The sequence below is a fragment of the Marinobacter sp. GH_1 genome (assembly GCF_048595985.1).
GTDB lineage: Bacteria > Pseudomonadota > Gammaproteobacteria > Pseudomonadales > Oleiphilaceae > Marinobacter > Marinobacter shengliensis.
In genome coordinates this window covers 1,168,176-1,194,073 of the sequence record NZ_CP184460.1, presented here as the reverse complement: position 1 = coordinate 1,194,073, position 25,898 = coordinate 1,168,176, and the positions used below count along the sequence as shown (strand labels likewise).

Here is a 25,898-nt window from a genome sequence, read left to right as displayed (position 1 = left end):
CGCTTTGTATCCATCCCTTTTCAGTGAGGGACACCATCCAATGTTCAAGTTGTGTAAGCCACAGGCGCTTGCCGCCGCTGTTGCGTTGTCTCTGGGTGCCTCTTCGGTTTTTGCCGCCGGAGAAGTGCGTGTTTATAACTGGTCTGACTACATCGCCGAGGACACTCTGGCGAAGTTCACAGAAGAGACCGGCATCAAGGTTATCTACGACGTATACGACAGCAACGAAGTGCTCGAAGCAGCCTTGTTGTCTGGCCGTTCCGGATATGACCTGGTGGTGCCCTCCAACCACTACGTAGCCAAGCAGATTACTGCCAGGGCCTTCGTGGCGCTGGACCACAGCAAACTGCCAAACATGGCCAACCTGAACCCGGACCTGATGGACAACCTGGAAAAGGTCGACCCGGGCAGCCAGTTCTCCCTGCCTTACCTGTGGGGCACCAACGGCTATGGCTACAACGAAGGCCGCATCCAGAAAATCCTGGGTGACGAGGCGCCTGTAGACTCCTGGGCCATGGTGTTTGATCCGGAAGTGACCAAAAAACTGGCCGCGGGCGGTTGTGGCATTGCCATGCTGGACTCCGGTGAAGAGATGGTCCGTGCCGCCATGGCTTACATCGGCCTGGACCCGAACAGCAACAACGCCGACGACATCAAAAAAGGTGGCGATGTGATCCGGGCTGTGCGCCCCCACATCACCTACTTCCATTCGTCCCGCTACATTGGCGATCTGGCCAACGGTGACCTGTGCGTGGCTGCCGGCTACTCCGGCGACATCCTGCAGGCTGCTGCCCGCGCTGACGAAGCAAAGAACGGCAACGTCATCCGCTACACCATCCCGAAGGAAGGTGCGGTGCTGTGGTTTGACATGATGACCATTCCGGCCGGCGCGCCGAACGTGGACAACGCCCACAAACTGATGGACTTCCTGATGCGCCCGGAGATCATCGCAGACGTCACCAACTACGTGTGGTACGCCAACCCGAACAAGGCGGCGGACGAGTTTGTGAACCCGGAGATCCTGGAAGACACCAGCATCTACCCCACTGATGAGGTGATGAAGAATCTCTACATCATGGAAGGTCGGCCCCAGGATGCCCAGCGCCTGATGACCCGTACCTGGACCAGCGTGAAGTCTGGTCGCTGACGGTGGCCGTAACCAACAGCACCTCCGCGCAAGCGGAGGTGCTTCTCAGCATCAAGGGCATTTCCAAGAGCTTTGACAGCACCCTGGCGGTGGACGATGTCAGCCTGGACATCCATAAGGGCGAGATCTTCGCCCTGCTGGGTGGCTCCGGTTCCGGCAAATCCACCCTGCTGCGCATGCTGGCAGGCTTTGAAACTCCGGATTCCGGTCGCATCGTGCTGGACGGCCAGGACATCACTGCCCTGCCCCCGTACCTGCGGCCCACCAACATGATGTTCCAGTCCTATGCGCTGTTCCCGCACATGACGGTAGAGCAGAACATCGCCATGGGTCTGAAACAGGACAAGCTGCCGAAGAACGAAATCGCCGACCGCGTGGCGGCCATGCTCAAACTGGTGAAAATGGAAGCCTACGGCAAGCGGCGGCCACAACAGTTGTCTGGCGGACAGCAACAGCGCGTGGCCCTGGCCAGATCCCTGGCCAAACGCCCCAAACTGTTGTTGCTGGACGAGCCCATGGGCGCGCTCGACAAAAAACTGCGCACGGAAATGCAGCTGGAGCTGGTGGATATCCTGGAAAAGGTGGGCGTAACCTGCCTGATGGTCACCCACGACCAGGAAGAAGCCATGACCATGGCCAGCCGCATTGCCATTATGTCTCATGGCCGGATTGCCCAGGTGGGCTCACCCATTGATATCTACGAGAGCCCGAACAGCCGGATGACGGCGGAGTTTATCGGCTCGGTGAATATCTTTGAGTCGAACATCCTGGAAGACAACTCTGACAGCATTTCACTGACCAGTGATCTGCTGGATGCACCGGTGTTTATTGACCGGGGCGTAACCACGCCCGCAGAAACCACCGAAACCCTGATTGCGCTGCGCCCGGAGAAAATCTACCTGACCACGGAGAAACCCGAGGGTGATACCAACTGGAGCTGCGGTACCGTAGACAACATTGCCTACCTGGGTGACATCACGTCTTATTACGTGAAGCTGGCCAGTGGCAAGCGGGTTCAGGCCACCATGGCCAACGTGGAACGCCGTGGTGAGCGGCCCACCTGGGGCGACCGGGTCTATGTGTCCTGGGAAGCCTCCAGCCCCATCCTGCTCTGGAACTGACGCGATGAATCGAAAGCTGTTTCCTGCCCCGGTGGTGGAGCGGGTGCGTGCGGTGCTGTTCCATCGCCGGGTGGTGTTCGGCGTACCGTTCGCCTGGCTGCTGCTGTTCTTCCTGCTGCCGTTTGCGCTGGTATTGAAAATCAGCCTGACCTCGGCGGTGATGGCCATTCCACCCTACGAACCGGTGTTCCGCTTTGTCGACAACACCCTGTCGGTGGTGGTGAACTTTGGCAATTACCTGTTCCTGGCCTCCGACAGCTTGTACGTGGCCGCCTACTGGGGCTCGGTGAAGACGGCGTTCCTGGCCACCCTGTTCTGCCTGCTGATCGGCTACCCCATGGCTTACGCTATAGCCCGGGCACCCAAGCACTGGCAACTGGTGTTCCTGCTGATGGTGATGCTGCCGTCATGGACCTCGTTCCTGATTCGGGTATACGCCTGGATGGGCATTCTCGGCAACCAGGGCCTGCTGAACACGTTCCTGATGTGGCTGGGGCTGATCGACTCGCCCCTGAAAATGCTGAACACCAACTTTGCGGTGATTCTGGGCATTGTCTACGCCTACCTGCCGTTCATGATCCTGCCCATCTACACCAACCTGGTGAAGCTGGATATACGTCTGCTGGAAGCGGCGTCTGATCTTGGCTGCCGCAGCCTGACCACCTTTTGGGCCATTACCCTGCCGTTATCGAAGGCCGGAATCCTGGCGGGCTCCATGCTGGTATTTATACCCGCCGTGGGCGAGTTTGTGATTCCGGAACTGCTGGGCGGGCCGGATACCCTGATGATCGGCAAAGTGCTGTGGGAAGAGTTCTTCAACAACCGCGACTGGCCGGTGGCGTCTGCCCTGGCGATTGTGATGCTGGCACTTCTGCTGGTGCCCATTGTGCTGTTCCACCGCTTCCAGGCTCGGGAGATGGAAAAGAATGGTTAGGTTAAGAGCTCCTGGTTTCTCCAAAACGATGCTGGTGCTGGGCATGCTGTTCCTGTACCTGCCGATGGTGGTATTGATCGTGTACTCGTTCAACGCCTCGCGGCTGGTGTCGGTGTGGGCCGGTTTTTCCACCAAGTGGTATGGGGCTCTGTTCGCCAACGAGCAGATCCTGTCTGCCGTCTGGATGAGCCTGCGCATTGCCTTCTACTCCGCCAGCATGGCGGTGTGCCTGGGCACCCTGTGCGCGTTTGTGATTGCCCGGTTCAAGAAAATGCGCGGCCGCACCCTGCTGTCCAGCATGATCACCGCTCCCCTGGTGATGCCGGAAGTGATCACGGGCCTGTCGCTGTTGCTGCTGTTTGTGCAGATGGCCCAGTTGATCGGCTGGCCAACCGACCGTGGCATGGCGACCATCTGGATCGCCCACACCACCTTCTGCAGTGCCTATGTGGCGGTGGTGGTGAGTGCGCGGCTGCGAGAGGTAGACCTCTCTATTGAGGAAGCCGCCATGGATCTGGGTTGTACGCCATTGAAAACGTTCTTTGTGATTACGCTGCCGGTGATTGCACCGGCCCTGGTGTCGGGCTGGTTGCTGGCGTTCACCCTGTCTCTGGATGACCTGGTGATTGCCAGCTTTGTCTCCGGGCCCGGGGCAACGACGTTGCCGATGGTGGTGTTTTCATCTGTACGGATGGGAGTGTCGCCGGAGATCAACGCGCTGGCGACCATCATTATTGCCGTGGTGTCGGTGATCGCGTTTATCGCGTGGTTCTGGATGCGGCGGGCGGAGAAGCGGCGGCTCAGGCCCCGTTAACGCCCCATGGCACAGAACTCATTCAGGAGGGTAATAGCCCTCCTGAAAATTCTTCCTTCCACTGTCGATTCCCAGCCCAGCGACACGACATCCCAGTGAAGGCCAGTAAAACCACTGGAGCGCGCCCGTGTGGGATCTATATTGGTAAGCACAATCAATACGAACACACAGAGCGCAGATCGACACATCGAATGGAGGAGTACCATCATGGAACATCCCAAGAATACCGTTTGCCTCTGGTACAACGGCGATGCCGAAGACGCAGCTCGTTTCTACGCGCAAACCTTCCCCGACTCCTCGGTGGGAGAAATACTCCACGCTCCCGGAGATTTTCCCTCTGGTACCCAGGGCGATGTGCTGACCGTTAAGTTCACGGTACTTGGCACTCCCTGCCTGGGGCTCAACGGCGGCCCCGCCTTCCAGCACAACGAAGCGTTTTCGTTTCAGGTCGCCACGAGAGATCAGGAGGAAACGGACCGGTACTGGAATGCGATCGTTGGCAATGGTGGCGAAGAAAGCGCTTGCGGATGGTGCAAAGACAAGTGGGGGATCTCCTGGCAGATCACGCCGGTGGCGTTGACAGAAGCCATAGCCGACCCAGACCGCGCCGCCGCCCGGCGTGCCTTCGAAGCGATGATGGAGATGGGCAAGATCGACATCTCGGCGATAGAGGCGGCCCAACGGGGGTGACGGAATCAGGCTCAGCTCGACAAAATATGCCTCAGGCCATCACACTCCACCATCGGGTCATCACAGTTCACCACGATGTCGGAACGGGCGATGACATAGGCTTTGCCGGTTATCTTGTTTTCGACCACCTGGTATTCCCCCTCCTGCTCGACCGCCGTGAACTGGCCAATAAATCCGGTTTCCCGCAGGGAGATGGTTTCCAGTTTATCGCCGGGTTTGATTCGGCCTTCGAGATTCATCAAGGCCAGCCGCGCCGAGGTTCCGGTGCCGGTAGTGCTTCGGCAGATAACACCGGGGTGCACGTAGGTGGCGGAGCGGGAGCGGTAGTATCCCTCGGCCACTTGTTCTACCGGGCCCATGAAGTGCAGGAACGGCAGCGGGCCCACGTCGCCCAGAGTGTAATGGGAGAAACCCCGTTCAGCCTGGATAGCCTCAACGATGGCATGGGCGGTTTCGGCCAGGTGGCGTTCTTCGTCCAGGGTCAGGTCGAAGCCCAGTGATCTCGCATCTACCAGGGCGTAAAAGCCACCACTGTAGGCCACGCTGTAGCGGACCTGGCCGATGCCGGGCACGTTGATACTGGCGTTGTGGGTATGGATGTAGCTGGGCAGGCCTTCGCAGGTGATGGCTTCCACCACGCCGTCATGCACGGTGGCCTCAATGCTCACCAGGCCGGCGGGGGATTCCAGTTTGAAGTGTTGTTTGCCTTCCTGTTTGCGGACGATTCCGGCTTCCAGAACCGCCGTTGCCGTGCAGATGGTGTTGGAGCCGGAGTAGATGGGGTAACCCATGACTTCCATAATGATGTAACCGGCGGCGGCTTCCGGATGGGTGGCGGGCACCAGCAAGTCGACAGACATTTCGGGGATGCCGTAGGGTTCTTCCAACAGCAGCCGGCGCAGGCCGTCGGCGTCATCCCGCAGATATTCCATCTGGGCTCGCACGGTATCGCCGGGCAACGCGGTGATGCCACCGGTCACAATACGGCTGACATCGCCGCCGGCGTGGGTATCCATCAACTGAATAGTGAGTTCCGGTTTCATCCGCCTTCCTCCAGCGCAAAAGCTTGGCCGTGTGCTTGCCATTGGGCATCCGGCACGATGACGATCTTGCCCAGATAATTACCACCCCGATTGACGAAGTACTCCTCCGCCCGGTGCAGTTCCGACAGTTTGAAGGCGCCGTGTAGCACGGGCTTTAGATGGCCGTCGCGTATCCAGGTCATCAGCTGGTTTGCTTCTTCACGGGTGCCGTGGGATACCCCGAAAATCTGCACCTGATACAGGTAGATTCGGGTCCAGAGGATTTCACTGATGTTGCCGCCACTGGCTCCTGCGATGCTCAGGCGCGGGTAGGTGCTGCGGGCGTTCATGTCGAAGATCATGGCATCGATGAATATGTCCGTCATTTCGCCGCCCACCAGATCCATCACCGCATCGAGGGGCTTGCCGCCAGTTTCTTTCTTGACCCGGTCTACAAAGGTGCTCATGTTACTACGATCCAACACCGCTTCGGCGCCAAGATCGAGCAGGGGTTGGGCTTTGTCTTTCTGGCTCAATGCGTAAGGGACAGCGCCGATGATCCGGCAAAGCTGGATCAGTGCGGTGCCCACGCCGCCGCTGGCACCGGTCACCAGCACCCGCTCACCGGCCTGAACGTTGGCGGAGGTGAGCATGTGGTAGGCGGTCTGGTAGGAACACATGCCCATGGCCGCCAGTTCGGCATCGGCCAGCTCAGGGTTGGGGATATGGTGAAACTGATCGGACGGCAGGGCCACGTATTCGGCGTAACCGCCATCGGAGCCATGACCATAGTAGTCCGGAGTGAGATTGATATCGGTGCGGTCGTTGGCGTAGATGTTAAAGTCCAGGAGGCCCCGCTCTCCGATACGGGCTTCACTGACGCCCTCGCCCACCGCCACAACGCTACCGGCGATGTCGGCGCCCTGAATACGCGGAAACGTCAACGTGGGTTTGCCTCCCATCTGGAACGACGTCATCTCCCCTTTTTTAGTGGGGTAGAGTCCTTCCCTGGCTTTGCGGTCGGTGTTGTTCTTGGCGGTGGCGGTTACCTGCACCAGTACCTGGCCGGCAGCCGCTTTGGGCACTGGCATGTCCTGGTATTCAAGTTTGTCGATGCCGCCATGGCCGGTGAGGACCATGGCTTTCATGGAAGCCGGGATCTCGGACATTGGCTCCTCCCTGTTCTGGTGGTTTCAGTGATCTTCAGAGCATAGGAGAGATCTGGGGTTGTGTCAGGGGGTGTTGGCTCTTGCTTTTATTGCCCATCCGTTTGGTTTGGGGGCGGGCTGGGAGGTGGGGCGTGTTTTTCTTCTGGAAAAAATAACTCGCTTCGCTCAGACATCTTTTTTCCTGCCAGAAAAACACGCCCCACCTCCCGCCGGCATAACTTTGTGGGAAAAGCCATTAACTGAATTGGCTGGTTATCGGGCTATGACTTTGTACACCGGGCGCAAGCGGGGTATTTGTTTGAGGACTACCTGGATGACGGTCATGAGCGGCACCGCCAGCAGAACGCCCACCGGGCCCCAGAGCCAGCCCCAGAAGAAGATGGATACGAAGATGATGACCGGGTTGATGGCCATGCGAAAGCCGTGAATCCAGGGTTCCAGGAAAAAGCCAACAATGGTGGTCAGTAGGATAAAACTCAGCGGCGCGATGGCCATCATCCAAAGCGTATCCAGGGTAATGGCGGAAACCACTGCCAGCAACGCAATCGTGAGCATGTTGCCGAGATATGGGATAAACCGGGCAAGGCCAGCGATCAGGCCCCACATGGCTGGGTCTGGCAAACCGATGGCCCAACAGATAAGCCCGGTAAGCACGCCAACGGATAGGTTACTCAACCCCAGCACGGCGAGATACTGGGCAATCTGTTGCTGGGAGTCGTGGGTGATTCTCAGAACAGTCTTGCGCTGCGGCCTTGGTAACTGTTTGACGAAGTTAAAGATCAACCTGTCACCGCTCACCAACAGGAAGTAGGTTAACGCCAGTGCCAACGCCAGGCCTGCCACACCGTTGCGGGCTTTGGACATCAGCTGGCTCCGCCAGGATTCCGTTTGCAAGACAACCGTTGTGGGCTTCGACTGGTCGTTCTCCGACAGCTCATCCACGGACTTTTCCACCTGCTCCGCTGACTGGCTGACCTTATCGAGCTGGCGCATGATTTCGCTGTCACCCACCAACAGCCTGGATATGCCCTCAGGTGCTTTCTGGGCCCACTCAAGGGCCGGGGTTGCAACCGCAGCGCCAATACCCACGATACCTGCAAGCACAACCAACACCAGTACCAGCGAGCTCACCACTTTTGGCAACCGCCAATTGATATAGGCTTTCTTCACTAGCGGCGAGAGCAGCAAGCTGGTCAGTACGGCCAGAACAATAGGCAGGATAATCTGGTGAGCAAGATAGAGGGTATACAGGATGCCCAGGATAAACAGGCCATAGATGGGCGTAGAGAGCTCAGCCAGCACGCTCTTCCCGGGCTGGTTCTCGGGAGAGCGGTTTTCTGTTGGGGAATCATCCATGCTGTTTCAGTACCTTCAGGTCAGGATAGCGCCGTGTCATCCACAACGCCGATTAGGCCCGCACAGGCGAGTTGCGGGCGACTTGCTAGTGTAGCGTTCCAGCATCTTGCTTGCATTATCAAACAATTACCATTCGCCCGAGCACAAAACTGAACCGGGGGCATTGCCGACAGCGTATACAAAGGCACGAAGCCTGAGTTGAACCGGAGAACCAGATGCCACCGCGTTATGACACCCTTTTCTACGACGGACGCTGCCCACTGTGCGCCAAGGAAATCCGCACGCTCAGAAAGTTACAACGTGGCGATCTGATCTTTGCCGATATCCACGAGCAGAATGCGCAAAACGCACAGTTGCCAACACGTGAGGAACTGCTCAAGCGGCTGCACCTGATGACCTGGAACGGCGAATGGGTAATCGGCTTGCCGGCCAATGTTCGTGCCTGGTCTCACACACCGTTTGGCTGGTTGCTCAAGCCTCTGTTGTGGCCTGTTTTATATCCGCTCGCAAAACGGGTTTATGAAACCTGGGCAGATCGTCGGTTCGAAAAGAAGTATGCGTGTTCGGTTGGCCCATCGTGACCAGTATTTAATGCATTATGCATTGAACTTGAAATATTAACGCATGCATTATGCTCTACGATAAAAACAAAAGTCATCAAAGGAGCTACCATGCGTTTTTCTCTGAACACCGGTCCCTGCGCACTTGCCGCCGCGATCGTTCTCTCTACCACACCGCTGCACGCCCAGGCCAGTCTTCTCTCAGGGCTGCTCGGGACATCTTCAACAACGGAATCCACCAGCACAACCGCCAGCACAGAAAACACCATTGCCCAAAGATACATAGTAACTGTCGACCCAACCCTGCCCTCGCTTCTGGGCGTTGGTGGTGATCTGTCTGCCGGTATTCAGGCGCTATTAACAGCCGTTGGCGGCGGGAACATTCTGTTTCTGTATGAGAACGTGATGACCGGTGCAACGGTGCAGCTCACCCAAAGCCAGGCCGACCTGCTGCCCGCCCTGCCCGGAGTGCTCGCAGTGGAGCCGGACACCTGGATGACAACGTCCTCCACGCAAACCCAACAGGATGCCACCTGGGGACTGGACCGGATTGACCAGACCACCCTGCCCCTGGACACCCAGTTTACCTACCCCACCGTTGCCGGGCAGGGTGTCAACGTTTATGTTCTGGATACCGGCATCCGAACCACCCATGCCGACTTTCAGGGCCGGGCCAGCGGCGTGAACTTCCACGATGACAGCGGCCTGGGCGGCGTGCCGCTGATTGGCGGAATCATCGATCTGTTGTTGGGCGGGCTGATTTCCTTCGGCGACGAGGACACCATCTCAACCTACTCCGCCGAAGACTGTAACGGCCACGGTACCCATGTTGCCTCTACCGCAACCGGTTCACTGTTCGGTGTCGCCAAGGAAAGCCAGGTGATCGGCCTGCGCGTGCTTGGCTGCAGCGGTTCCGGCGCCACCAGTGCCATTATCGAAGCGCTGGACTGGATGGTAGAGAACGCCGAGAAGCCGGCGGTTGCCAACATGTCCCTGGGCGGTGGCAATTCAGCAGCACTGGACAACGCTGTTCGTGAAGTCGTCGCCTCCGGCATTCCGGTGGTGGTCGCTGCGGGTAACAGCAACGCCGATGCCTGCAGCGGTTCGCCCAACCGTGTAGCAGAAGCCGTGACCGTAGGTTCTACCGACAATCAGGACCGTCGCAGCAGTTTCTCCAATCACGGTTCCTGCGTGGACATCATGGCGCCAGGCACCGACATCACCGCCGCATGGCACACCGGCGACACCGCCTTTAACACCATCAGCGGCACCTCTATGGCCTCTCCCCACGTGGCAGGAGCCACCGCGTTGCTGCTCAGCCTGAACCCAGGGCTGACACCGGAACAGGTTGCCCAGACGCTCCGCAACCAGGCAAGCCAGAACCAGCTGACCAACCTGAACGGGTCACCGAATTTGCTGGTGAATGTGAACCCTTGAGGTAGAGAGCCCGCCAGCTACTTTGGCTGGCGGGCGTTACTTTCGTTTTGTGCGATGAGCAGGGTTCACCGGGATAGCGACAGTACACCTACGCCAACTGGCTGATCTCTGCCCCTTCCGGAATCAGAGACGGCGTCTGTGGCTCCCGGCCCTTAAGCATATTCGCGAGGCGCCGCTCACGAACCGTATGAACGGAAGGGTCAAGCCTCAGAACTTTCAGCGGCATCGGATCCCCTTCCTTGAGCTTGTCGAATAGCTCAGCCTTATTCAGATAGAAAGCACCACTGCAATTTTCACCGTTAAACTGAAAATCAAACTCAACCAACAGGTTGCATTGGTAGTGTCCCTCGCCCAATGGCCGGTTGTATTTGTCATACTCCTGATGAAACTGGCAGTCCGCCTCTTTTCTCGTCAGAATGCCATCCACCTCCACGCCGTGTTTACGCAAAAGGGCCTGTTCGTAGTAATAGCCGATGCTTGAGTACGTGGCGACAAATGAGAAAACGAACAAGGCCAAACCGATCAGCGCGAAAAAGGCTCCGAAGATCATGGCGCCCCATTCGCCAAAGCCAAGATAGAAAACGCCTCCCCCAACAACTCCGCAAACGAGCCCCATGCCCAGCATCATGAAGAAGATATCGAGATTATCTTTGACTGCTGCCCTTAGAAGCGGCCAGTCAGTAGTGCCTTTTCTCCGCATGTTGCTCTCCGCCAGGATCGAAAAAACTAACCGGCTAACTTGGGCAGAAATGACGTGTTCACCCAATAACGTTTGAGGTTGGATTCATCCACCAGAACCGGCACGGTCTCCTGGTGAATGTGGTCGCTGGGATCAAACCACAGGTTGTCGCTTCGAAACACGTGCAGCTCCCCCGTTTGTGGGTGTTGCCACTGGCAGACAATGCGAAAAGGATTCCGGCCGTTGACCGTGAGGCTGGTGTTCTGCTCAACCGACGCAAACTTTGCGAGCACTTCGGTGCCGTGTTCCTCCAGATAAGCCTTGGAGCGACCTTTCAAAATGCCGAACAGCACCATCCCGCCACCGACCAACGTAAACACCAGGCCGAGCCCACCAACGATCAACGACATCCCCCACAGGGAAAAGAAGCTGTTGATCTGCGCATTCTCCGGCGCCGAGGGCTCATACAGCACAGAAACCCGCTCACCGCGCCTGAAGGAGGGAGGGTTTGAACCGGAACGGGACTGAAACTCAATCTCTCGGCCACTGGCATCCTGAAATGCCACGACCGGATAGTAGCTGGTGGAATCGCTGGAGCGGGAGAGCACCAGTTCGGTCACTATCCCGCTGGTTTCGGTAGCCCGGTCGATGAAAGCGGAGGTGCTGTTGTAGCTGGCAAGGGCGCCAAATAGCATGGCTACGCCGATGACAGTGAAGGTGTACTTGAGGATTTTCAGAGTTTTCATTTTTTCGTTCCTTGAAAATTGTTGCTTCCGTGTTTTGAGCTGGCTTTTGATAAAACCTGAGCGTTAAACCGGCAGGATTATACCGCGCCCCCAGCAGAAATGGAGTAGATGGGTAATATTCGCGTCACATCATTATAAAAAAGTCTCCCTATCCGAATATGGGGTTTTCTTCATAGAGCTTAAGTACTGATTCCGTTAGTATATGCCCACGTTAAAGTTCAATGGCGGAAAGGAAGCCGACGGCATGCCGAGATCTAGATATTTCATACACTTTCTCCCTGTCGCATTAATCACCTCTGTAAACTTGGTTGGTTGTAGCGGATATTCCGACTCAAAAAAAGACGATATGGTTCACAGGCAAATGGAGGCCATGGTCTTTGTTGAGGGTGGCGCATTCATGATGGGCAACCCTGGTGGCTGGGCAATGGGTGCGGATACCATTCCCGCCCATGAAGTGGTGTTGGATGATTTCTTTATCCAGAAGTATGAGGTGACTCAAGGAGATTACGAGATATTTTTAGACGCATCCGGCCACTCTATGAAAGCTCGCTTCTACGACGACAAACGCAAAGAATCCCCAGAACGCTTCAGCGCAGAGCTTCCCGCCCCAGTATCATGGCACGATGCAAAAGCTTTCTGCCTTTGGCTCGGAGAACAGTCTAACCAACCCGTTGACTTACCGACAGAAGCTCAGTGGGAGTACGCGGCGCGCTCTGGCGGAAAACCTGTTCGGCACGCTACAGATAATGGAGAAATAGAACCGGGACGTAACGTCAGCATTGCAAGCGGCCCGAAAGCAGCGCTCTACGGTGATAAACGAGCAATGCCGGATGCTCCCGGTCGTTATCCCCCTAACCCAGCTGGATTGCATGACATGACCGGCAATGCTGCAGAATGGGTCAACGACTACTATGCACCAGACTATTATCAGAACTCCGAGCGGATGAACCCACAGGGTCCAGAGTCAGGAGAGCCTGTCACTATCGCGCCAGGCCTCCAAGAACCTGAAAGGGTAATGCGAGGAGGTGACTACCAAGGCCCCATCATCAATAGCTCAACAGTGTCTCGCAGAGTGGTTCCAGAGTCGAGCATGCCCCTGAGTAGTGGATTCCGTTGCGTAAAAAACTAGACTCCGAACCACTCTAGATTAGGCGTATAAACCCGAAAGCCACTCTTCAGTCTCCTGAGACTTCGACGACCGATACAGAAAACGCAACACTAGATCAACATAGTTGCTCTTCAGATCAACCACGCCCCCTTTGCCGTTATCTGCACGCCCCATACGTCGAAGCACCTCCATAAACTCGCGATGGGACTGGATCGTACCCAGAACAAAAAATGCTGCGGATGCGAGCCGTTCAAGGTCTTCATTATTTTGTCGCATAGCTCTCGAGGCGTTGACTGAAAACATATATAGAACTTCTGCCTTAGTCTCGGGTGTATAGTTGGAAACCTGACCCTCACTCATAAGTCCACTTGCCGCTTCCAATGATTCCAAATAGCTTTCCTGAACCGATCTCCAATAATCTTGAAGGCGATCCAGAGGCCAGGCCGCAACTCCAATCAGATCTTCTCCACTGACCGCCTGAATCCGCTGAATCAAGGACAACATGGCAAACGCCCTGACATCCATCCATTCAAGAAACCGGAAATCCGATTGCTCCAACGACCAACGAACAAACTTAATAAGTTCAATCACCTGCGGACCATTCAGCTCTGCAGCTACCCCACCGCCACCTCCAGGGCCAAGAACCAGGTGCCCTTTTAAGGTCAAATAGAGCCGATTGCTTTCCGATAATCCGACCTTGAAATCAAAGCCCGCACCGACCCCTGCTGAAAGTGAAATCTCAGGTTTCACCTCTAACAAGGACTTGAACGCTTCATCGGCCTTGCCCCTCCGTTCTTGTTCTTGCGTCGAAACCTGCTCATCCTCCCCCGAGGACTGCCTATCTTGAACTGCGGCATACGCTGCCTTCCACTTAACACTAAACGCCGCCTCGTTCTGTAACGACGCCCCAGCAAATACCTCACCGTTGGCGTCGCCGGTAATACCTACATTTCCTGGAGCACTGGAGGCTCTAACATTAGCGGCCAAAGAAGCACAAGCTCCGGCAAATCCTTGAATTGAGTACTCCGCGTCGACCCGAAATAGTCCGCAATGCAGTGGAACAAGATCCCCCTTCTGATCCTGATATTTCAGGATAAGGGGCCTGCCGTTCACATCTGGCAGTTGAGCACTGAGAGATGCTTTGCCTTCAAGAAGACTGTAGGTCCCCTCCACCTTGCCCCCAATATGCGCTTCTTTTTTGGCTGGATTGTAGGATGCGGCCAGTCCAGCTTGCGAGGCAAAACGGAACATTTGGGCCTCAGCCGCTGCTGAGAAACGACCATCCTCAGTAGAGATGTCTTCTTTAAACAACTCGATATTGAGCTGATTGAAAAAATTATCCTCCTTGCTTTTCCACTGAGCTAGCTTCAGTTTCAGCTCAGGGCTCGCACGAACTGCATCCCGCGCCTGCTCACTCGCTTCCCGGAATCGACTGGAAGACATGGCTTCCTTTACGTCAGCCATCGTCATAGGCCGCCAGCCCTGACGAAACTGCTGAAGACTCTCACGGGTAATATAGCGGTACCCAGGTTCTCCCGTTCGCTTGATCTCAACTACATTCCAGCTTCGTGTGTCGCCGACGTTCGGACTGGCGAAAACATCGTTGGAGGGAGGCGGGCTAGTTCCAACAATACGACTAAGCGCCGCTTCCTGCTCTACAAGAAGGCGTTTTTTCTCGCGCTGGAGTTCACGGTATTGATCCACTTCGCGTGTATCAATAAGGCTCCACAAGGATGGTGTTGGGTCACTGGTAACCAAGTAATGAACTGTTTCGCGCCACCATGCCGGAGCAGGCGCTGCTTCAATTTCCGCCAATCGCTGCTGCCGCTGCACCAATGCTCCAATCTCAGAATCTCTGATAAATTCAGGCCACTGAGTTCTCTCCCTTAGAACTGCAGATTCATGGGCCAACTGGGCCATCGTGTCCGAATCATAAGAATCGGATGCCTGAGCTACCCGATACGCAACTTCTGCCTCCAAGGCAGCTCGAAGAAACTGGAGTCGTTCATCAAGCGATTCATAGTTTGCCCGCTCGGCGCTCACCTCTTGACTGCGCGCATCCAAGACCGTTTCGATATCGGATAATGTCTGTTCGAGTTCATTCGACAGAGTCCGAAAGATCCTAACAGTAAGTAAATCCTTGGACTCATTAGACGGCCGACGGTGAAGTGGACTGAGAACGTCACGGCGCACTTGGTTCAGTTCACTTCGAATGCGTTCTCTTCGCCGCTCCTGCCTATGCAGACGCTCTTGAGCGAGCTGCCAACGAGCTCGATACTCCGCAATCAGCTCCTCGACCGTGGTGCTAGATGCAATTGGGGGAAGGGCATTGAGATCCTTTAAGGCCTGCCAGGCTTCAGTCTTAGCCTCCGCTACTCGCTCATCCGATTGGCCCTCTGCGCTCTGCAAGCCTATCAAGGGCAGTTGTAGTTCTTCGACCGCCGAAATCAAATCATTACATTGACGTTCCGTGAGAGCATGTACAGCCCCCTCCTCACCTGTGATGTGCACCAATTCAACGTACTCCAACTGGCATTCAGTGCATGAAGCATCGGTAGAGGTATTATCATTGGCAGATCTGGATGGAGGTAGGTTGCCCGGATTATGGGCGTCGCCATTTTCGGCGGGAAGATCCAATTTCCAACCTTCCTGAATTTGATCGGGATTCTCAATCATTGGATTGAGCTCCTGAATTTGCGATACCGATACGTTATGGAGCTGCGCAATCTGCGAGAGAGTATCACCGAATTGCACTTCATACTGTCGTGACATTAACTATCTTCCTCATACCTTCCATGGCTTCGAGCCGTTCACTGGCGGACAAATGCTCTTGACTCAATACCTCACGAAACCCAGTAGCGCAGTGAAATGCATCACCATGAAGGAGCGCTAGCCTTAACCAACGTTCCAAGCTTGATAGTTTCGAAAATCCAAAATTCTTCGCTTCAAGAAAACGCTCCAGAACCCACACAACAGGGTCTTCGTATCCGCTCAACTGATTTTCATAATAGAATGCATAGCCGCGTGATTCCGCCGCCAAACGGTATGCGGGCACAAGCTGAAGTTGCTCATCACTAATAACAATATTGTTAGTCTTGGAGGCAAAGCCCCCCTTACGTGATGGAGCCGATGAACGCCACACTTGGCCGTCATGCCAAATCAATCGCTCATCGGGCAACACAAGGCTCTCTCGTTGAGAGTTATCCATTACACAAAGCAGCGCCGCCAACATCCGAGGTTCGTAAAATCTGAGTAGTCGCTCCTGCGATGAATCCATGCAGAAAAGCCATTGCTGACTCCGCTGGAGCAGATCCGATGCCCCCAATGAAGACCCAATTAATACACCCAGGGAACGACGCTCCATGCGGGAAACAACCTGCTTACCAAACGCCTCACTGGATCGTAGATCAACCAAAACCGGTCCGTTGAACCAACTTGCCTGCCAGCAAGAACCCTCGAAAAGGCTCCACCATTCAATCGGCTCTTGATTCTGGCCACCATAAAGAAAGCTCATAAAATCAGGATCCGATGCCAAATCAATAATTGCGTAACTCGCCTCTTTCGGCTGTTCCCCTATGGGTGCGACACTATCCAGTGTGCTTATGTAGTTTGCAGCGTCCATTCTCATCATACTCGCAGCTAGAAACAGACAAACTGCCAGCGGCGGCAGCCTCTCTTAATAGGCTAATCCTCGATGCATTAATGCTAGCCTCAGGCCTCAGTGAGGGCGTTGCTAATTTCGGAGATTCGGCAACAGATTGTTCGTAAATCGCGGGTGATGCAGCCAACTCGGGAAGCTTCACCCCAACCCCACTACCACTCCCAGGCCCACCCCCGGAGTTCATCCGCACCAGCGGCCCAGAAATCGTCACCCCACTCGGGTCCACCTTCACAAAGCTGCCGCCGGCTTTAAGCGTTACCTCAGCGCCGGCTTCAATCACAATTTTCATACCAGCCTTGTGATGGATTTCGGTGCCGGCTTCCACCAGCTGGTTCTTGCCCTGCTTGCTGTGGTGGCTGCCGTTGACGTTAAGGCTGTAGTCGGCGCCGATGCTTTCCCGGTGTTCGCCTTCGGTGGTGTGGTGGCTATTGCCTTTGGTGTGGCTGAAGCGGTTGTTTTCCACCGTCAGGTGGCTGTCGTTCTTGATGACTTCGGTGCGGTTGTTTTCCGTCAGCAGGTCCAGGTCTTTCTGGGCGTGGACGTAGATCTGTTCCTGGTCCGCTTCGTCTTCAAACCTGAGTTCGTTGCTGCCCTCACCCTTATGGGTCTTGGTTTTCAGGGTGGTCCGGGTTTTGTGTTCCGGCAGCGCGTACGGCGGTGTGTTGGTAGCGTGGTAAGTCCTGCCGGTAATAATGGGCTGGTCCGGGTCACCGTCCAGGAAGGACACAATCACTTCGTTGCCGATTCTCGGTAAAGCCATAAAGCCGTATTGGCCGCCGGCCCAACCCTGGGCTACGCGTAGCCAGGCGCTTGAGTGTTCGTCGTTCTTTGAATAGCGGTCCCAGGGGAACCGGACTTTCACCCGGCCGTACTGGTCACAATGGATCTCTTCACCCTCGGGGCCGGTGACGATGGCCATCTGGGGACCGTCCATCATCGGCTTGTGTTCACACAGGGGCCGCCAGGTTTTGTCCGCCGGAATGGCGGTGAAGTCATTGTGGTAGCTGGTGGGTTCGCTGCCACCCTCTTCTTCCATGGCCTGGGGCTGTTTACCGGTGTGGGTGATGGCGGTCAGCAGCCATTCCCGGTTCAGGCTCTGACTGTCGTGTTCCTGCAGTTCCACTTTGGCGCCGGGGGTAAAGTCCGGGCGGTTGCTTTCGCCCTTGGCCAGGGAGGCGTCGTTTCTCAGAGCGTCCAGTCTGGCCTGGGTGAAGGGCTGGCCGCTGGCGTCGGCTTTGTAACGGCCGGGGTAGTCGTAGTGTTGATAGTCTTCTCTATGGTTAACACCGCCAGCACTTTGTTCATGCATCAGGGCGTAGGCTGGGTTTTTGAAGGTGTAGTCCTTCATGGCCACGGAGGCGGCTTTGATGCGCTCTTCGTAGGCGAAGCTGAATACACAGGCCTGTTTGCTGCTGCCGCCGGCCTGGGTGTTGCAGGGGACCGGGTCGAGTTTCGGGGCGTCGCCGTGGTGGTCGGCGATGATTAACGCCGGTTGTTCTTCGCCGTCCACGCTGCCGTGCTGGTAGCGGTAGTGCCAGCCTTCTTCGGCGGCCAGGCGGTTGATGAACTGCAGGTCGCTTTCCCGGTGCTGGACACAGTATTCCCGTTCTTCCGGGGGGCGTTTGAAATCGAAGACCGTGTCGATGATGCCCCGCTCTTCCAGCAGGGTGCGCACGATAGCATCGGTGGTCTGGGTCTGGAAGATGCGGCTGTTGTGCATCAGACCCAGGCGCCAGGCCGGGGGCTGGATGACCACTTCGTAGGCGGTGCGGCGATGGCCGGTGTTGCCGCGGACGAATTCATTGACCACGCCGGTGAAACGCCGCAGGGGTTGGCCGTCTTGCCACACCACCAGGTCCACCGGTTGTTCCAGGATATCCGCCGCCTGCACGTCCGGGTCAGTACTGGCCAGATGCACTCGACCCTGAAACAGCTGGGAAAGGCTTTCGGTCAGCGCGAAGCTGACGACAACAAAGTGATCTGAGGGGAATTCGCCTACACGGGCGGTGAACTGCAATCCGCTTGCCTGGGGCATGACTTCGGTCCCTGAAGATTAATGATGAACTGCTTACTCGTCCTGAGCGTGCATGAGTATAACCAGTGTGGATTGTAAGGCCAACCTTGCATCTGCCCACATCTGCGACTTTTGTTGAACTCTGTGAACGGTTACTCTTGTCCCAATGCCTACAACAAGAGAGCGACCATGGCTATGTACACCATTGAAATCAATGAGACTTTTAATGTCCCTCGCAAAAAGGTATTCGCCCTGTTTGCAGATCACCAGCGTTTCGGAAAAATGCTTGGCGCACCGGTCAAACGGATCAAAGACAGTGACCAGGCAGACCCGAACGGCCTTGGCTCTGTGCGCAAGATCGGCATCGGCCCCCTCTCTCTGGAGGAAACCGTACTGAACTTCGAGCCCGATACGCTGATTGAGTACGCCATCACCAGCATGAGCCCGATCAAGAACCATCTGGGCAGGATTCGCTTTTCGGAGACCCCGGATGGCCAAACCCAGCTGAACTACACCATCACCTTTGAAGACATAGTGCCGTTTTCCGGGAAAGTGGTCAGCGTCGCTCTGGAGCAGGGCCTGCGCCGAGGAATCAAGCGGGTCCCCAAGCTGGCCTGATGCCATAAGAGCCCCGGCCCGGGCAGCCGGCGTGACAAACCGTTACTTGATGAATATCAGATAATTGACCTGAGGCAACACTTCACATTTGTCAATTCTGTAACCTCCCGCGCAACTTGCAATATCCGGCCATCAGGGGCCTAACGGGCTTCCTGATGGCACAACCAATCCTCTGCGGGAGAGCGAAATGGCGGCTGAACCGATTGTGCTTTTCGACAACGGACACCACAAGTGCCTGATGTTTGATTCACTGGTGACTGGCGAAGGCGTCCAGTCGAACCAGTTCCTGGTTGTCGATGGCAAACATGAAGCCCTGATTGATCCCGGTGGAGACCTCACTTACACACCACTGTCCGTAGCCGCCTCGAAGTATATGAACATCCGCGACATGGATTATGTTTTTGCGTCTCACCAGGACCCAGACATCATCGGCGCCATCGATCGCTGGATTGTTCACACCCGCGCCAAGATTGTGACTTCCAAGCTGTGGGCCAGATTCCTTCCACACCTGGTGTCCAGCTATGTCACCAATCAGCTCAGCGGAAGCGTTTACGACCGCATCGTCAGCATTCCTGATGGCGGCGCTAACGTCCGGTTCGGTGACAGCTACCTTCAGTGCCTGCCTGCGCACTTCATGCACTCCGTGGGCAACCTCCAGTTCTATGATCCGGTCTCCAAGATCCTGTTCTCAGGTGATCTTGGCGCCTCTATGGGCAGTGAAGATGACCACGAACCGGTCAAGGATTTCGACAAGCACATCCCCAACATGATCGGTTTCCATCGGCGCTACATCGCCTCCAAGAAGGTGTGCGGCCTTTGGGCCAATATGGTTCGCGGCATGGATGTGGCTATGATCGTGCCCCAGCACGGCAAGCGTTTCGAGGGGCCAGTGATGGTCGACCGCTTCCTGAACTGGGTCAGCGAGATGGACTGCGGGATTGATCTGGTTTCACAGGATAACTACCGACAGCCGGTGGAATACGTCTGATTCGCTCGGTTTATGGTTCCGTGAATCACGGCTGGCGCGCAGCCTGTGCTCGTGCCAGCCATTCATCGGCCAGATTTTCGTCTCTGGGCACACCCAGGCCCTGGCGATAGGCACTGGCCACTTCCTCCATGCCGATGGCATCGCCAGCTTCCGCGGCTTCCAGATACCACTCGAACGCCTTTTCCAGGTTCTTCTCGGTTCCGAGACCGGCGGCATACATGTTGGCCACATTCAGCATACCCTGGCTGTTGCCTCGCTCAGCCAGCTCGCAGTAACGGTCAAACGCTTCGTCATATTGCCCCATTTTGTATACCGCATAGGCCTGCAACGCCTTGACCATATCCCGGGCTATGCGGGTTTGTTCATCATTTTCCTGGGCACTGATCCCCGTAACGGGGGCCAAAGCCATGGCAATGACCAGTAAAACCGTTGGCCGGACAACGTTCATAGCGAAACTCCACCGAGACTGATACACCATGACACGCTAACAGCCGGTGCCCACCACGTCGCCGCTACCAAAGCATCATTCAACTGGTACCTTCGAACCGCCAGCCGGCAAAATAGGCTGTCACCCAGGCCGCTAGTTGAGTAAAATCCGACCTTTTACAGAAAACCCAAGAGGCACCACAGATGGGCAGAGCCTACCAGAACCGCAAAGAATCCATGGCCAAGACGGCCGCGGCAAAAACCAAGGTCTACAGCAAGTACGGCCGGGAAATCTACATGAGCGCCAAGTCTGGCGGCACAGATCCCCAGGCCAACCTGTCGCTTCGCGGGCTCATTGAGCGGGCAAAGAAAGACCAGGTTCCCGCACACGTGATTGAAAAAGCCATCGACAAAGCCAAGGGTGGCGCGGGCGAAGATTACTCCCCGGCTCGTTATGAGGGTTACGGCCCCGGCAACTGCATGGTGATTGTCGACTGCCTGACCGACAACCCCAACCGCACTTTCGGCGATGTGCGCCTGGCCTTCACCAAGACCAAGTGCAAAATCGGCACCCCTGGTGTTGTGGCACACATGTTTGACCATTGCGCCATTTTCGCCTTTTCCGGCCAGGATGAAGAGGCCGTTCTGGAAGCACTGATGGAAGCCGATGTCGATGTGACAGACATCGAAAACGAAGATGGCAAGATCACTGTCTTTGCCCCCAACACCGAATACGCAAAGGCCAAACAGGCCCTGGAATCGGCGTTTGAAGGCATCGAGTTTGATGTTGACGAAATCCAGTTCCTGCCCAAAACCACCACCGTGGTGGAAGGCGACGATATTCCGATGTTCGAGAAGTTCCTCGACATGCTGAACGATCTGGACGACGTTCAGAACGTGTTCCACAACGCGGAACTCCCGGAAGAGTCATAAGAGTTGGAGCTGGCTATGGCTGGAACACAAACACCCCACAAAGCCCGCGTGGTGATTCTGAAAACCGGGTCTACCTACCCGCAGATCAGGGATCAGTTCGGGGACTTTGATGCCTGGTTTTCGCGGGCGCTTTCCAGCCATTTAGAACTCACGATTGCAGACGTCACTCAAGCACCGCCGCCTGGGCAACCTGGCGACTGGCAAGGCATCGTCATTACTGGTTCACCGGCGATGGTGAGCGAGCGTGCGGCCTGGAGTGAAACGACGGCAGCGTGGGTTCGGCAAGCGGTTGAAGCGGGCGTTCCGCTTCTGGGCGTGTGTTATGGGCATCAATTATTGGCCCACGCGCTTGGCGGCAAAGTGGATTATCACCCAGACGGCCGGGAGACCGGCACCCAGGCGGTAACCCTGTTTGACAGCGCCCAGGACGACCCACTGTTCAGCCAGCTGCCGAAACAGTTCCCGGCCCAGCTGACTCACAAACAGTCGGTAATAGAACTGCCTCCGGGCGCTGTGCTTTTGGGCCGCTCCACCTTTGAACCCCATCAAGCCTTCCGGGTTGGCAAGAATGCCTGGGGCGTTCAGTTCCACCCGGAGTTCAACGAACAGATCATGAAAGCCTACCTGGAAGTCCAGTACCCTGATCTTGAGACCGAAGGCCTGGACGCAAACGCCTTGCTGAGTTCCGTTCAGCCAGCACCCACGGCCAGCCAATTGCTCCGGCTTTTCGCCGACTGGGTGATCAAACAGCAGCACTGAACCAGCACCCATGCCCATTCGATGGAACGAACCCACCATGATCCTCAAGTTCATTGTCGGCGTTGTCCTGCTCAGCCTGATCGGCCTTGGCCTCTGGCATTCCTTCAAGCCCCTGCCGCCCGGCATTCGTTATCAGGGCGATGCCGCACCACTGGAAGACGCTGAGCTGCTGACAGACACCACCCGCCATTTCAGTGATGGGCAGTCAACGCTGGATCATGAGATATTCGACGAAATCTTCCGCCTGATCGAACAGGCAGAAACCTTCATCTTGCTGGACATGTTCCTGTTCAACAGTACCGGCCCCGAGGACATCCACCTTCGCCCCCTGGCCGAACAGCTCACCCAGGCTTTGCTTGAGCGAAAGAATGCTCAACCAGACATGGATATTGTTCTGATTTCAGACCCCTTGAACACCTTTTACGGGGGCACCCACTCACCTCACTTTGATACCCTGTCTGCCGCTGGCGTTGAGGTTGTTGTCACGGATCTGGCACCGCTGCGCGACAGCAACCCGGCCTGGTCATCCCTATGGCGATTGTGTTGCCGGTGGCTGGGCAACAACCCGGATGGTGGCTGGCTGCCCAATGCCCTTGGCAACCAACCCGCCACCATCCGAAGCTATCTGGCGCTACCGAATTTCAAAGCCAACCACCGGAAGCTTCTGGTGGCCGACGAAGGCGACCGGTTCCGGGCGGTTGTCACCTCTGCAAACCCCCACAATGGCAGCAGCCGGCATAGCAATATCGGGCTGGCCTTCAGTGGCCCCGCGGTTCTGGATGTCATCCGAAGCGAACAGGCTGTTATCCGGATGTCCGGTGCCGACAGCAGCACACTCGAGCGCTGGCTGGAACGGATGACTCAAGACAGCCAGCTGCCCGACCCTTCACAAGGCACCATCAAGCTTCTTACCGAGTCCGCCATCCGGGACGCCGCTCTGGATATGATCAATCGAAGCCAGCCGGGGGAGCAGTTAGACATGGCCATGTTCTATCTGTCGCACCGCCCAATCATCAACGGGCTGCTGGAAGCACAGCGCAGGGGCGTCGAGATCCGCCTGCTGCTGGATGCCAACAAGGATGCCTTTGGCCACGAGAAGAACGGCATTCCAAACCGACCTGTTGCCCGTGAACTGCACGAGGCCGGCATTCCGGTGCGCTGGTGCAACACCCGGGGCGAGCAGTGCCACAGCAAACTTGTCATCTACCGTGGGCAGAATGAGCAAATTGAACTGCTGCTGGGCTCCGCCAACTTTACCCGTCGTAATCTGGATGACCTGAACCTGGAATCCAACGTGTGGCTGGCCGTACAACAGGATGACCCTGTCGCGCAGAAGGCCAACGCCTTCTTTGACGACTACTGGACACACGGCCCAGACAACGAACAGGCCCTGAGCCTGCCCTATTCAGCCTGGGCCGATCACTCGAGGCTGAAGTACTGGCAATACAGGGTTATGGAAGCCACGGGACTCTCCACATTCTGAGCTTTAGCATGAAAGCGTGAACGTTTTGTATGTTGAATCAGTACACATTCCCATCTAAGGTTTTTCGATAACCCAAGAACCAAGGAGTCTGATATGAACAGCCTGAGACGTCACATGAAACAGCTTTCCCTGATCATGGTCATCTTGATGTCGTTCGCAACCACCTTCTCCGTCTCGGCCCATGCCGGCATGGTGGGCACGGGCGAGCTGATTCAGCAGCAACAGACCGACCTTGACCGCCAGCAACTGCTGGACATGCTCGATGACCAGAACGTGCAGGACAAACTGGCGCAGATGGGTGTCAGCGAAGCTCAGGTTGCCGAACGTATCCAGAACCTGACACCGGCCGAGCTGGCAGACTTCGAGCAACAACTGGCTGAGGCCCCCGCCGGGGAAGGCGTTGTCGGCGTTATCGTGCTGTTCCTTCTGGTATTCATCATCACCGACATGCTGTGTGCCACGAACCTGTTCTCCTTCATCAATTGCATTCGGTGACACCTTCCGCCCCCATCAACAAGTCCGGCTTTGCCGGCAGGTTTGCAGCCCTTCTGGGGCTGATCCTGCTGGCAGGCTGTGCCAGTACACCGCCCTGGCCAGAGACTGCAGCCCCTGCGCAACAGGACAGCACAACGCTGGACCAGGCGTTGCTGGATCACGTCCCTTTCTACCCCCAGGAAAAGTACCAGTGTGGGCCGGCCTCATTGGCAACCATGCTGAACACCCAGGGCCTGGCAACGGACCCGGAGATCCTGAAAGAACTGGTTTACCTGCCCGGCCGTCAGGGGTCACTACAAGTTGAAATGGTCGCCGGCGCCCGCTCCCACGACATGGTGGTGTATCCACTGAAGCCCAACCTTGAGGCAGTGCTTGGCGAGGTGAATGCAGGCAACCCCGTTCTGATCATGCAGAACCTGAGGTTCAATTGGTGGCCACAGTGGCACTTTGCGGTAGTGGTGGGCTACGACAGTGAAGAGGAAGTCCTGATTATGAACACAGACACCCGGCGCCATTACCGGATGCCCTACAAGGTGTTTCACGCCACCTGGAACCGGGCCGACCGTTGGGCGGTGGTCGTTCTGCCGCCAGACACACTGCCCGCAACAGCGGAAACCCTGCCCTACCTGCGAGCGGCCCACGATCTGGAAAGCACCGGCCACACCCGGGCCGCTCAGCAAGCCTACCAGGCCGCCGAACAGCAGTGGCCAGACCAACCCGCACCGATCATGGCCCAGGGTAATCTGGCGTACGACCAGGGCAATGCCGAGGGCGCCGCATCACACTTCCTGCGCGCCGTTAACCGATTCCCCGGATTCTCGGAGGGTTGGAATAACCTGGCTTACGCCCTCAGCGCCCGGTCTTGCCCGGAGCAGGCCAGCAAGGCTCTGGCCTGCGCGGCCAACCTGAACCCGGAACGTTTTGGCCAGGCACCTGAGCTGCCAAAAGGCACAACCGGAGGCAGCCGAAGCTCCTGCCCACCGATACCGGATTGCCCCGCTGACACGATAGAGCGCTAGCCCGGCTTGCGAATCAGTACCACGTCTTTACGAGGCACTTCATACTGCCAACCGTAGCGGTCAGCCAGCCAGGCGAACGTCTGTTCCCGGTAAAACACCACGTGAGTTGGGTCGCGCCGATAGTGCCAATGATCAAACCGATCATCATCGGTCTGGAAACACGTCATAATCCCCAGCCAGCCCCCCGGCTTGAGCAACGAATCCAGTTGCCTGAACACCTCAGCAGGGCGGTACAGGTGCTCTACCACCTCGGTACAGGTAATGAAATCGTACTGCTGCTCGAGGGCCGACGTGGCAGGGTGGAAGAACGGATCGTACAGCGCCATGTCAAAACCCGCCACCCGCATCATGTCCGTAAGCGCCGGCCCCGGCCCGCAGCCGAAATCCAGTCCCCGGGCACCATCAGCCAGCTTCGCCAACAGGGGCTCTGACAGCTTCGACAGAAACCGGCGATAGCCGGCGTCCCCGGTGTCATTGTTATGCAGCGCGTATATGGCGCGCTCCTCATCTGCCGTCAGGTGACACTCAGGGGCCATAACCGTTGCCAGGCATTGCCCACAGCGCAGGTAGCGTTTTTCCATAACCGTGCGAAACGGCTGCAAAGTGCCCGATTCACACACCGGGCACAGGAGCCGGCCGCCATCACCCTCTACCATTTTGGCAATTCCCAACCTGTCGAAAGTTTCATTGTCATATCCGGCCATGAAACCAGTTTGTGA

The 25,898-nt window shown here is 56.6% G+C and carries 25 protein-coding genes; 15 read left to right on the top strand and 10 right to left on the bottom strand.

Going from position 1 to position 25,898, the window contains the following annotated elements; genetic code table 11:
* Positions 1-40 precede the first annotated feature (40 nt).
* From ACNSOI_RS05555 to ACNSOI_RS05535, 5 genes are all read left to right on the top strand, one after another.
* Entirely contained in the window at positions 41-1,147 is a 1,107-nt protein-coding gene (locus tag ACNSOI_RS05555) for a polyamine ABC transporter substrate-binding protein (RefSeq protein ID WP_058091669.1), read from the top strand.
* A gap of 38 nt (positions 1,148-1,185) precedes the next feature.
* The gene (potA, locus tag ACNSOI_RS05550) at positions 1,186-2,268 is read left to right on the top strand and encodes a polyamine ABC transporter ATP-binding protein (protein ID WP_416376628.1); all 1,083 of its coding nucleotides are present in this window, start codon (positions 1,186-1,188) and stop codon (positions 2,266-2,268) included.
* A gap of 4 nt (positions 2,269-2,272) precedes the next feature.
* Positions 2,273-3,202, top strand: a complete 930-nt coding sequence (locus ACNSOI_RS05545; RefSeq protein ID WP_061333489.1) for an ABC transporter permease subunit — start codon at positions 2,273-2,275, stop codon at positions 3,200-3,202.
* Complete coding sequence (locus ACNSOI_RS05540) at positions 3,195-4,016, top strand: ABC transporter permease subunit (protein WP_072677799.1); 822 nt, start codon at positions 3,195-3,197, stop codon at positions 4,014-4,016. The genes ACNSOI_RS05545 and ACNSOI_RS05540 overlap by 8 nt, the downstream gene beginning before the upstream one ends.
* Before the next feature lie 207 nt (positions 4,017-4,223).
* On the top strand, positions 4,224-4,706 hold the full coding sequence (locus ACNSOI_RS05535) for a VOC family protein (RefSeq protein ID WP_420195299.1): 483 nt from the start codon (positions 4,224-4,226) through the stop codon (positions 4,704-4,706).
* An 11-nt stretch (positions 4,707-4,717) separates the two neighbouring features.
* Here ACNSOI_RS05535 and ACNSOI_RS05530 read toward each other — a convergent pair whose 3' ends face one another.
* From ACNSOI_RS05530 to ACNSOI_RS05520, 3 genes are all read right to left on the bottom strand, one after another.
* A complete protein-coding gene (locus tag ACNSOI_RS05530; RefSeq protein WP_420195298.1) occupies positions 4,718-5,749 on the bottom strand; it encodes a proline racemase family protein in 1,032 nt (343 codons plus the stop codon).
* Positions 5,746-6,897, bottom strand: a complete 1,152-nt coding sequence (locus ACNSOI_RS05525) for an alcohol dehydrogenase catalytic domain-containing protein (RefSeq protein WP_420195297.1) — start codon at positions 6,895-6,897, stop codon at positions 5,746-5,748. Before ACNSOI_RS05525 ends, ACNSOI_RS05530 begins: the two co-directional genes overlap by 4 nt.
* Positions 6,898-7,149: 252 nt before the next feature.
* Positions 7,150-8,253, bottom strand: a complete 1,104-nt coding sequence (locus tag ACNSOI_RS05520; RefSeq protein WP_420195296.1) for an AI-2E family transporter — start codon at positions 8,251-8,253, stop codon at positions 7,150-7,152.
* A 215-nt stretch (positions 8,254-8,468) separates the two neighbouring features.
* On the opposite strand from ACNSOI_RS05520, the gene ACNSOI_RS05515 reads away from it, so the two are divergent.
* The gene (locus tag ACNSOI_RS05515; RefSeq protein ID WP_420195295.1) at positions 8,469-8,834 is read left to right on the top strand and encodes a thiol-disulfide oxidoreductase DCC family protein; all 366 of its coding nucleotides are present in this window, start codon (positions 8,469-8,471) and stop codon (positions 8,832-8,834) included.
* Positions 8,835-8,924: 90 nt separating this feature from the next.
* Positions 8,925-10,250: a S8 family peptidase gene (locus ACNSOI_RS05510; RefSeq protein ID WP_286254332.1), complete on the top strand. Its 1,326-nt coding sequence runs from the start codon at positions 8,925-8,927 to the stop codon at positions 10,248-10,250.
* Positions 10,251-10,338: 88 nt separating this feature from the next.
* Here the strand turns inward: ACNSOI_RS05510 and ACNSOI_RS05505 are convergent, their stop codons facing one another.
* Together ACNSOI_RS05505 and ACNSOI_RS05500 are read right to left on the bottom strand one after the other, a co-directional pair.
* Positions 10,339-11,016 (bottom strand): DUF3592 domain-containing protein, encoded by a 678-nt coding sequence (locus ACNSOI_RS05505; RefSeq protein WP_420195294.1) that lies wholly within the window; start codon positions 11,014-11,016, stop codon positions 10,339-10,341.
* Complete coding sequence (locus ACNSOI_RS05500; protein ID WP_420195293.1) at positions 10,977-11,675, bottom strand: DUF3592 domain-containing protein; 699 nt, start codon at positions 11,673-11,675, stop codon at positions 10,977-10,979. Before ACNSOI_RS05500 ends, ACNSOI_RS05505 begins: the two co-directional genes overlap by 40 nt.
* Before the next feature lie 370 nt (positions 11,676-12,045).
* On the opposite strand from ACNSOI_RS05500, the gene ACNSOI_RS05495 reads away from it, so the two are divergent.
* Complete coding sequence (locus ACNSOI_RS05495; protein WP_420195292.1) at positions 12,046-12,804, top strand: formylglycine-generating enzyme family protein; 759 nt, start codon at positions 12,046-12,048, stop codon at positions 12,802-12,804.
* An 18-nt stretch (positions 12,805-12,822) separates the two neighbouring features.
* Here the strand turns inward: ACNSOI_RS05495 and ACNSOI_RS05490 are convergent, their stop codons facing one another.
* From ACNSOI_RS05490 to ACNSOI_RS05480, 3 genes are read right to left on the bottom strand one after another with little or no spacing between them, the layout of a single operon-like run.
* Positions 12,823-15,555 (bottom strand): LysM peptidoglycan-binding domain-containing protein, encoded by a 2,733-nt coding sequence (locus ACNSOI_RS05490; RefSeq protein WP_420195291.1) that lies wholly within the window; start codon positions 15,553-15,555, stop codon positions 12,823-12,825.
* Positions 15,539-16,405 carry a DUF4123 domain-containing protein gene (locus ACNSOI_RS05485; protein WP_286254322.1) on the bottom strand — a complete coding sequence of 289 codons (867 nt, stop codon included), beginning with the start codon at positions 16,403-16,405 and terminating at the stop codon, positions 15,539-15,541. Before ACNSOI_RS05485 ends, ACNSOI_RS05490 begins: the two co-directional genes overlap by 17 nt.
* Complete coding sequence (locus tag ACNSOI_RS05480) at positions 16,371-18,479, bottom strand: type VI secretion system Vgr family protein (protein ID WP_420195290.1); 2,109 nt, start codon at positions 18,477-18,479, stop codon at positions 16,371-16,373. Before ACNSOI_RS05480 ends, ACNSOI_RS05485 begins: the two co-directional genes overlap by 35 nt.
* 168 nt (positions 18,480-18,647) lie before the next feature.
* On the opposite strand from ACNSOI_RS05480, the gene ACNSOI_RS05475 reads away from it, so the two are divergent.
* Complete coding sequence (locus ACNSOI_RS05475; RefSeq protein WP_058091690.1) at positions 18,648-19,076, top strand: SRPBCC family protein; 429 nt, start codon at positions 18,648-18,650, stop codon at positions 19,074-19,076.
* Positions 19,077-19,263: 187 nt separating this feature from the next.
* Positions 19,264-20,064, top strand: a complete 801-nt coding sequence (locus ACNSOI_RS05470; protein WP_106693643.1) for an MBL fold metallo-hydrolase — start codon at positions 19,264-19,266, stop codon at positions 20,062-20,064.
* 25 nt (positions 20,065-20,089) lie between these two features.
* Here the strand turns inward: ACNSOI_RS05470 and ACNSOI_RS05465 are convergent, their stop codons facing one another.
* Positions 20,090-20,512, bottom strand: coding sequence for a tetratricopeptide repeat protein (locus ACNSOI_RS05465; RefSeq protein WP_354447546.1), 423 nt, complete (start codon positions 20,510-20,512; stop codon positions 20,090-20,092).
* A 182-nt stretch (positions 20,513-20,694) separates the two neighbouring features.
* Between ACNSOI_RS05465 and ACNSOI_RS05460 the strand changes: the two genes are divergently transcribed.
* From ACNSOI_RS05460 to ACNSOI_RS05440, 5 genes are all read left to right on the top strand, one after another.
* Complete coding sequence (locus ACNSOI_RS05460) at positions 20,695-21,423, top strand: YebC/PmpR family DNA-binding transcriptional regulator (protein WP_058091693.1); 729 nt, start codon at positions 20,695-20,697, stop codon at positions 21,421-21,423.
* Between the two features lie 15 nt (positions 21,424-21,438).
* On the top strand, positions 21,439-22,182 hold the full coding sequence (locus tag ACNSOI_RS05455) for a glutamine amidotransferase (protein WP_420195289.1): 744 nt from the start codon (positions 21,439-21,441) through the stop codon (positions 22,180-22,182).
* Between the two features lie 37 nt (positions 22,183-22,219).
* A complete protein-coding gene (locus ACNSOI_RS05450) occupies positions 22,220-23,665 on the top strand; it encodes a phospholipase D family protein (RefSeq protein WP_420195288.1) in 1,446 nt (481 codons plus the stop codon).
* Positions 23,666-23,800: 135 nt separating this feature from the next.
* Positions 23,801-24,160, top strand: coding sequence for a PA2779 family protein (locus ACNSOI_RS05445; protein ID WP_228704057.1), 360 nt, complete (start codon positions 23,801-23,803; stop codon positions 24,158-24,160).
* On the top strand, positions 24,157-25,179 hold the full coding sequence (locus tag ACNSOI_RS05440; protein ID WP_420195287.1) for a PA2778 family cysteine peptidase: 1,023 nt from the start codon (positions 24,157-24,159) through the stop codon (positions 25,177-25,179). The genes ACNSOI_RS05445 and ACNSOI_RS05440 overlap by 4 nt, the downstream gene beginning before the upstream one ends.
* On the opposite strand, the gene ACNSOI_RS05435 is transcribed toward ACNSOI_RS05440, so the two are convergent.
* Positions 25,176-25,835 (bottom strand): class I SAM-dependent methyltransferase, encoded by a 660-nt coding sequence (locus ACNSOI_RS05435; protein WP_420195286.1) that lies wholly within the window; start codon positions 25,833-25,835, stop codon positions 25,176-25,178. The two genes, ACNSOI_RS05440 and ACNSOI_RS05435, sit on opposite strands and share 4 nt — an antisense overlap.
* Positions 25,836-25,898: the final 63 nt, after the last annotated feature.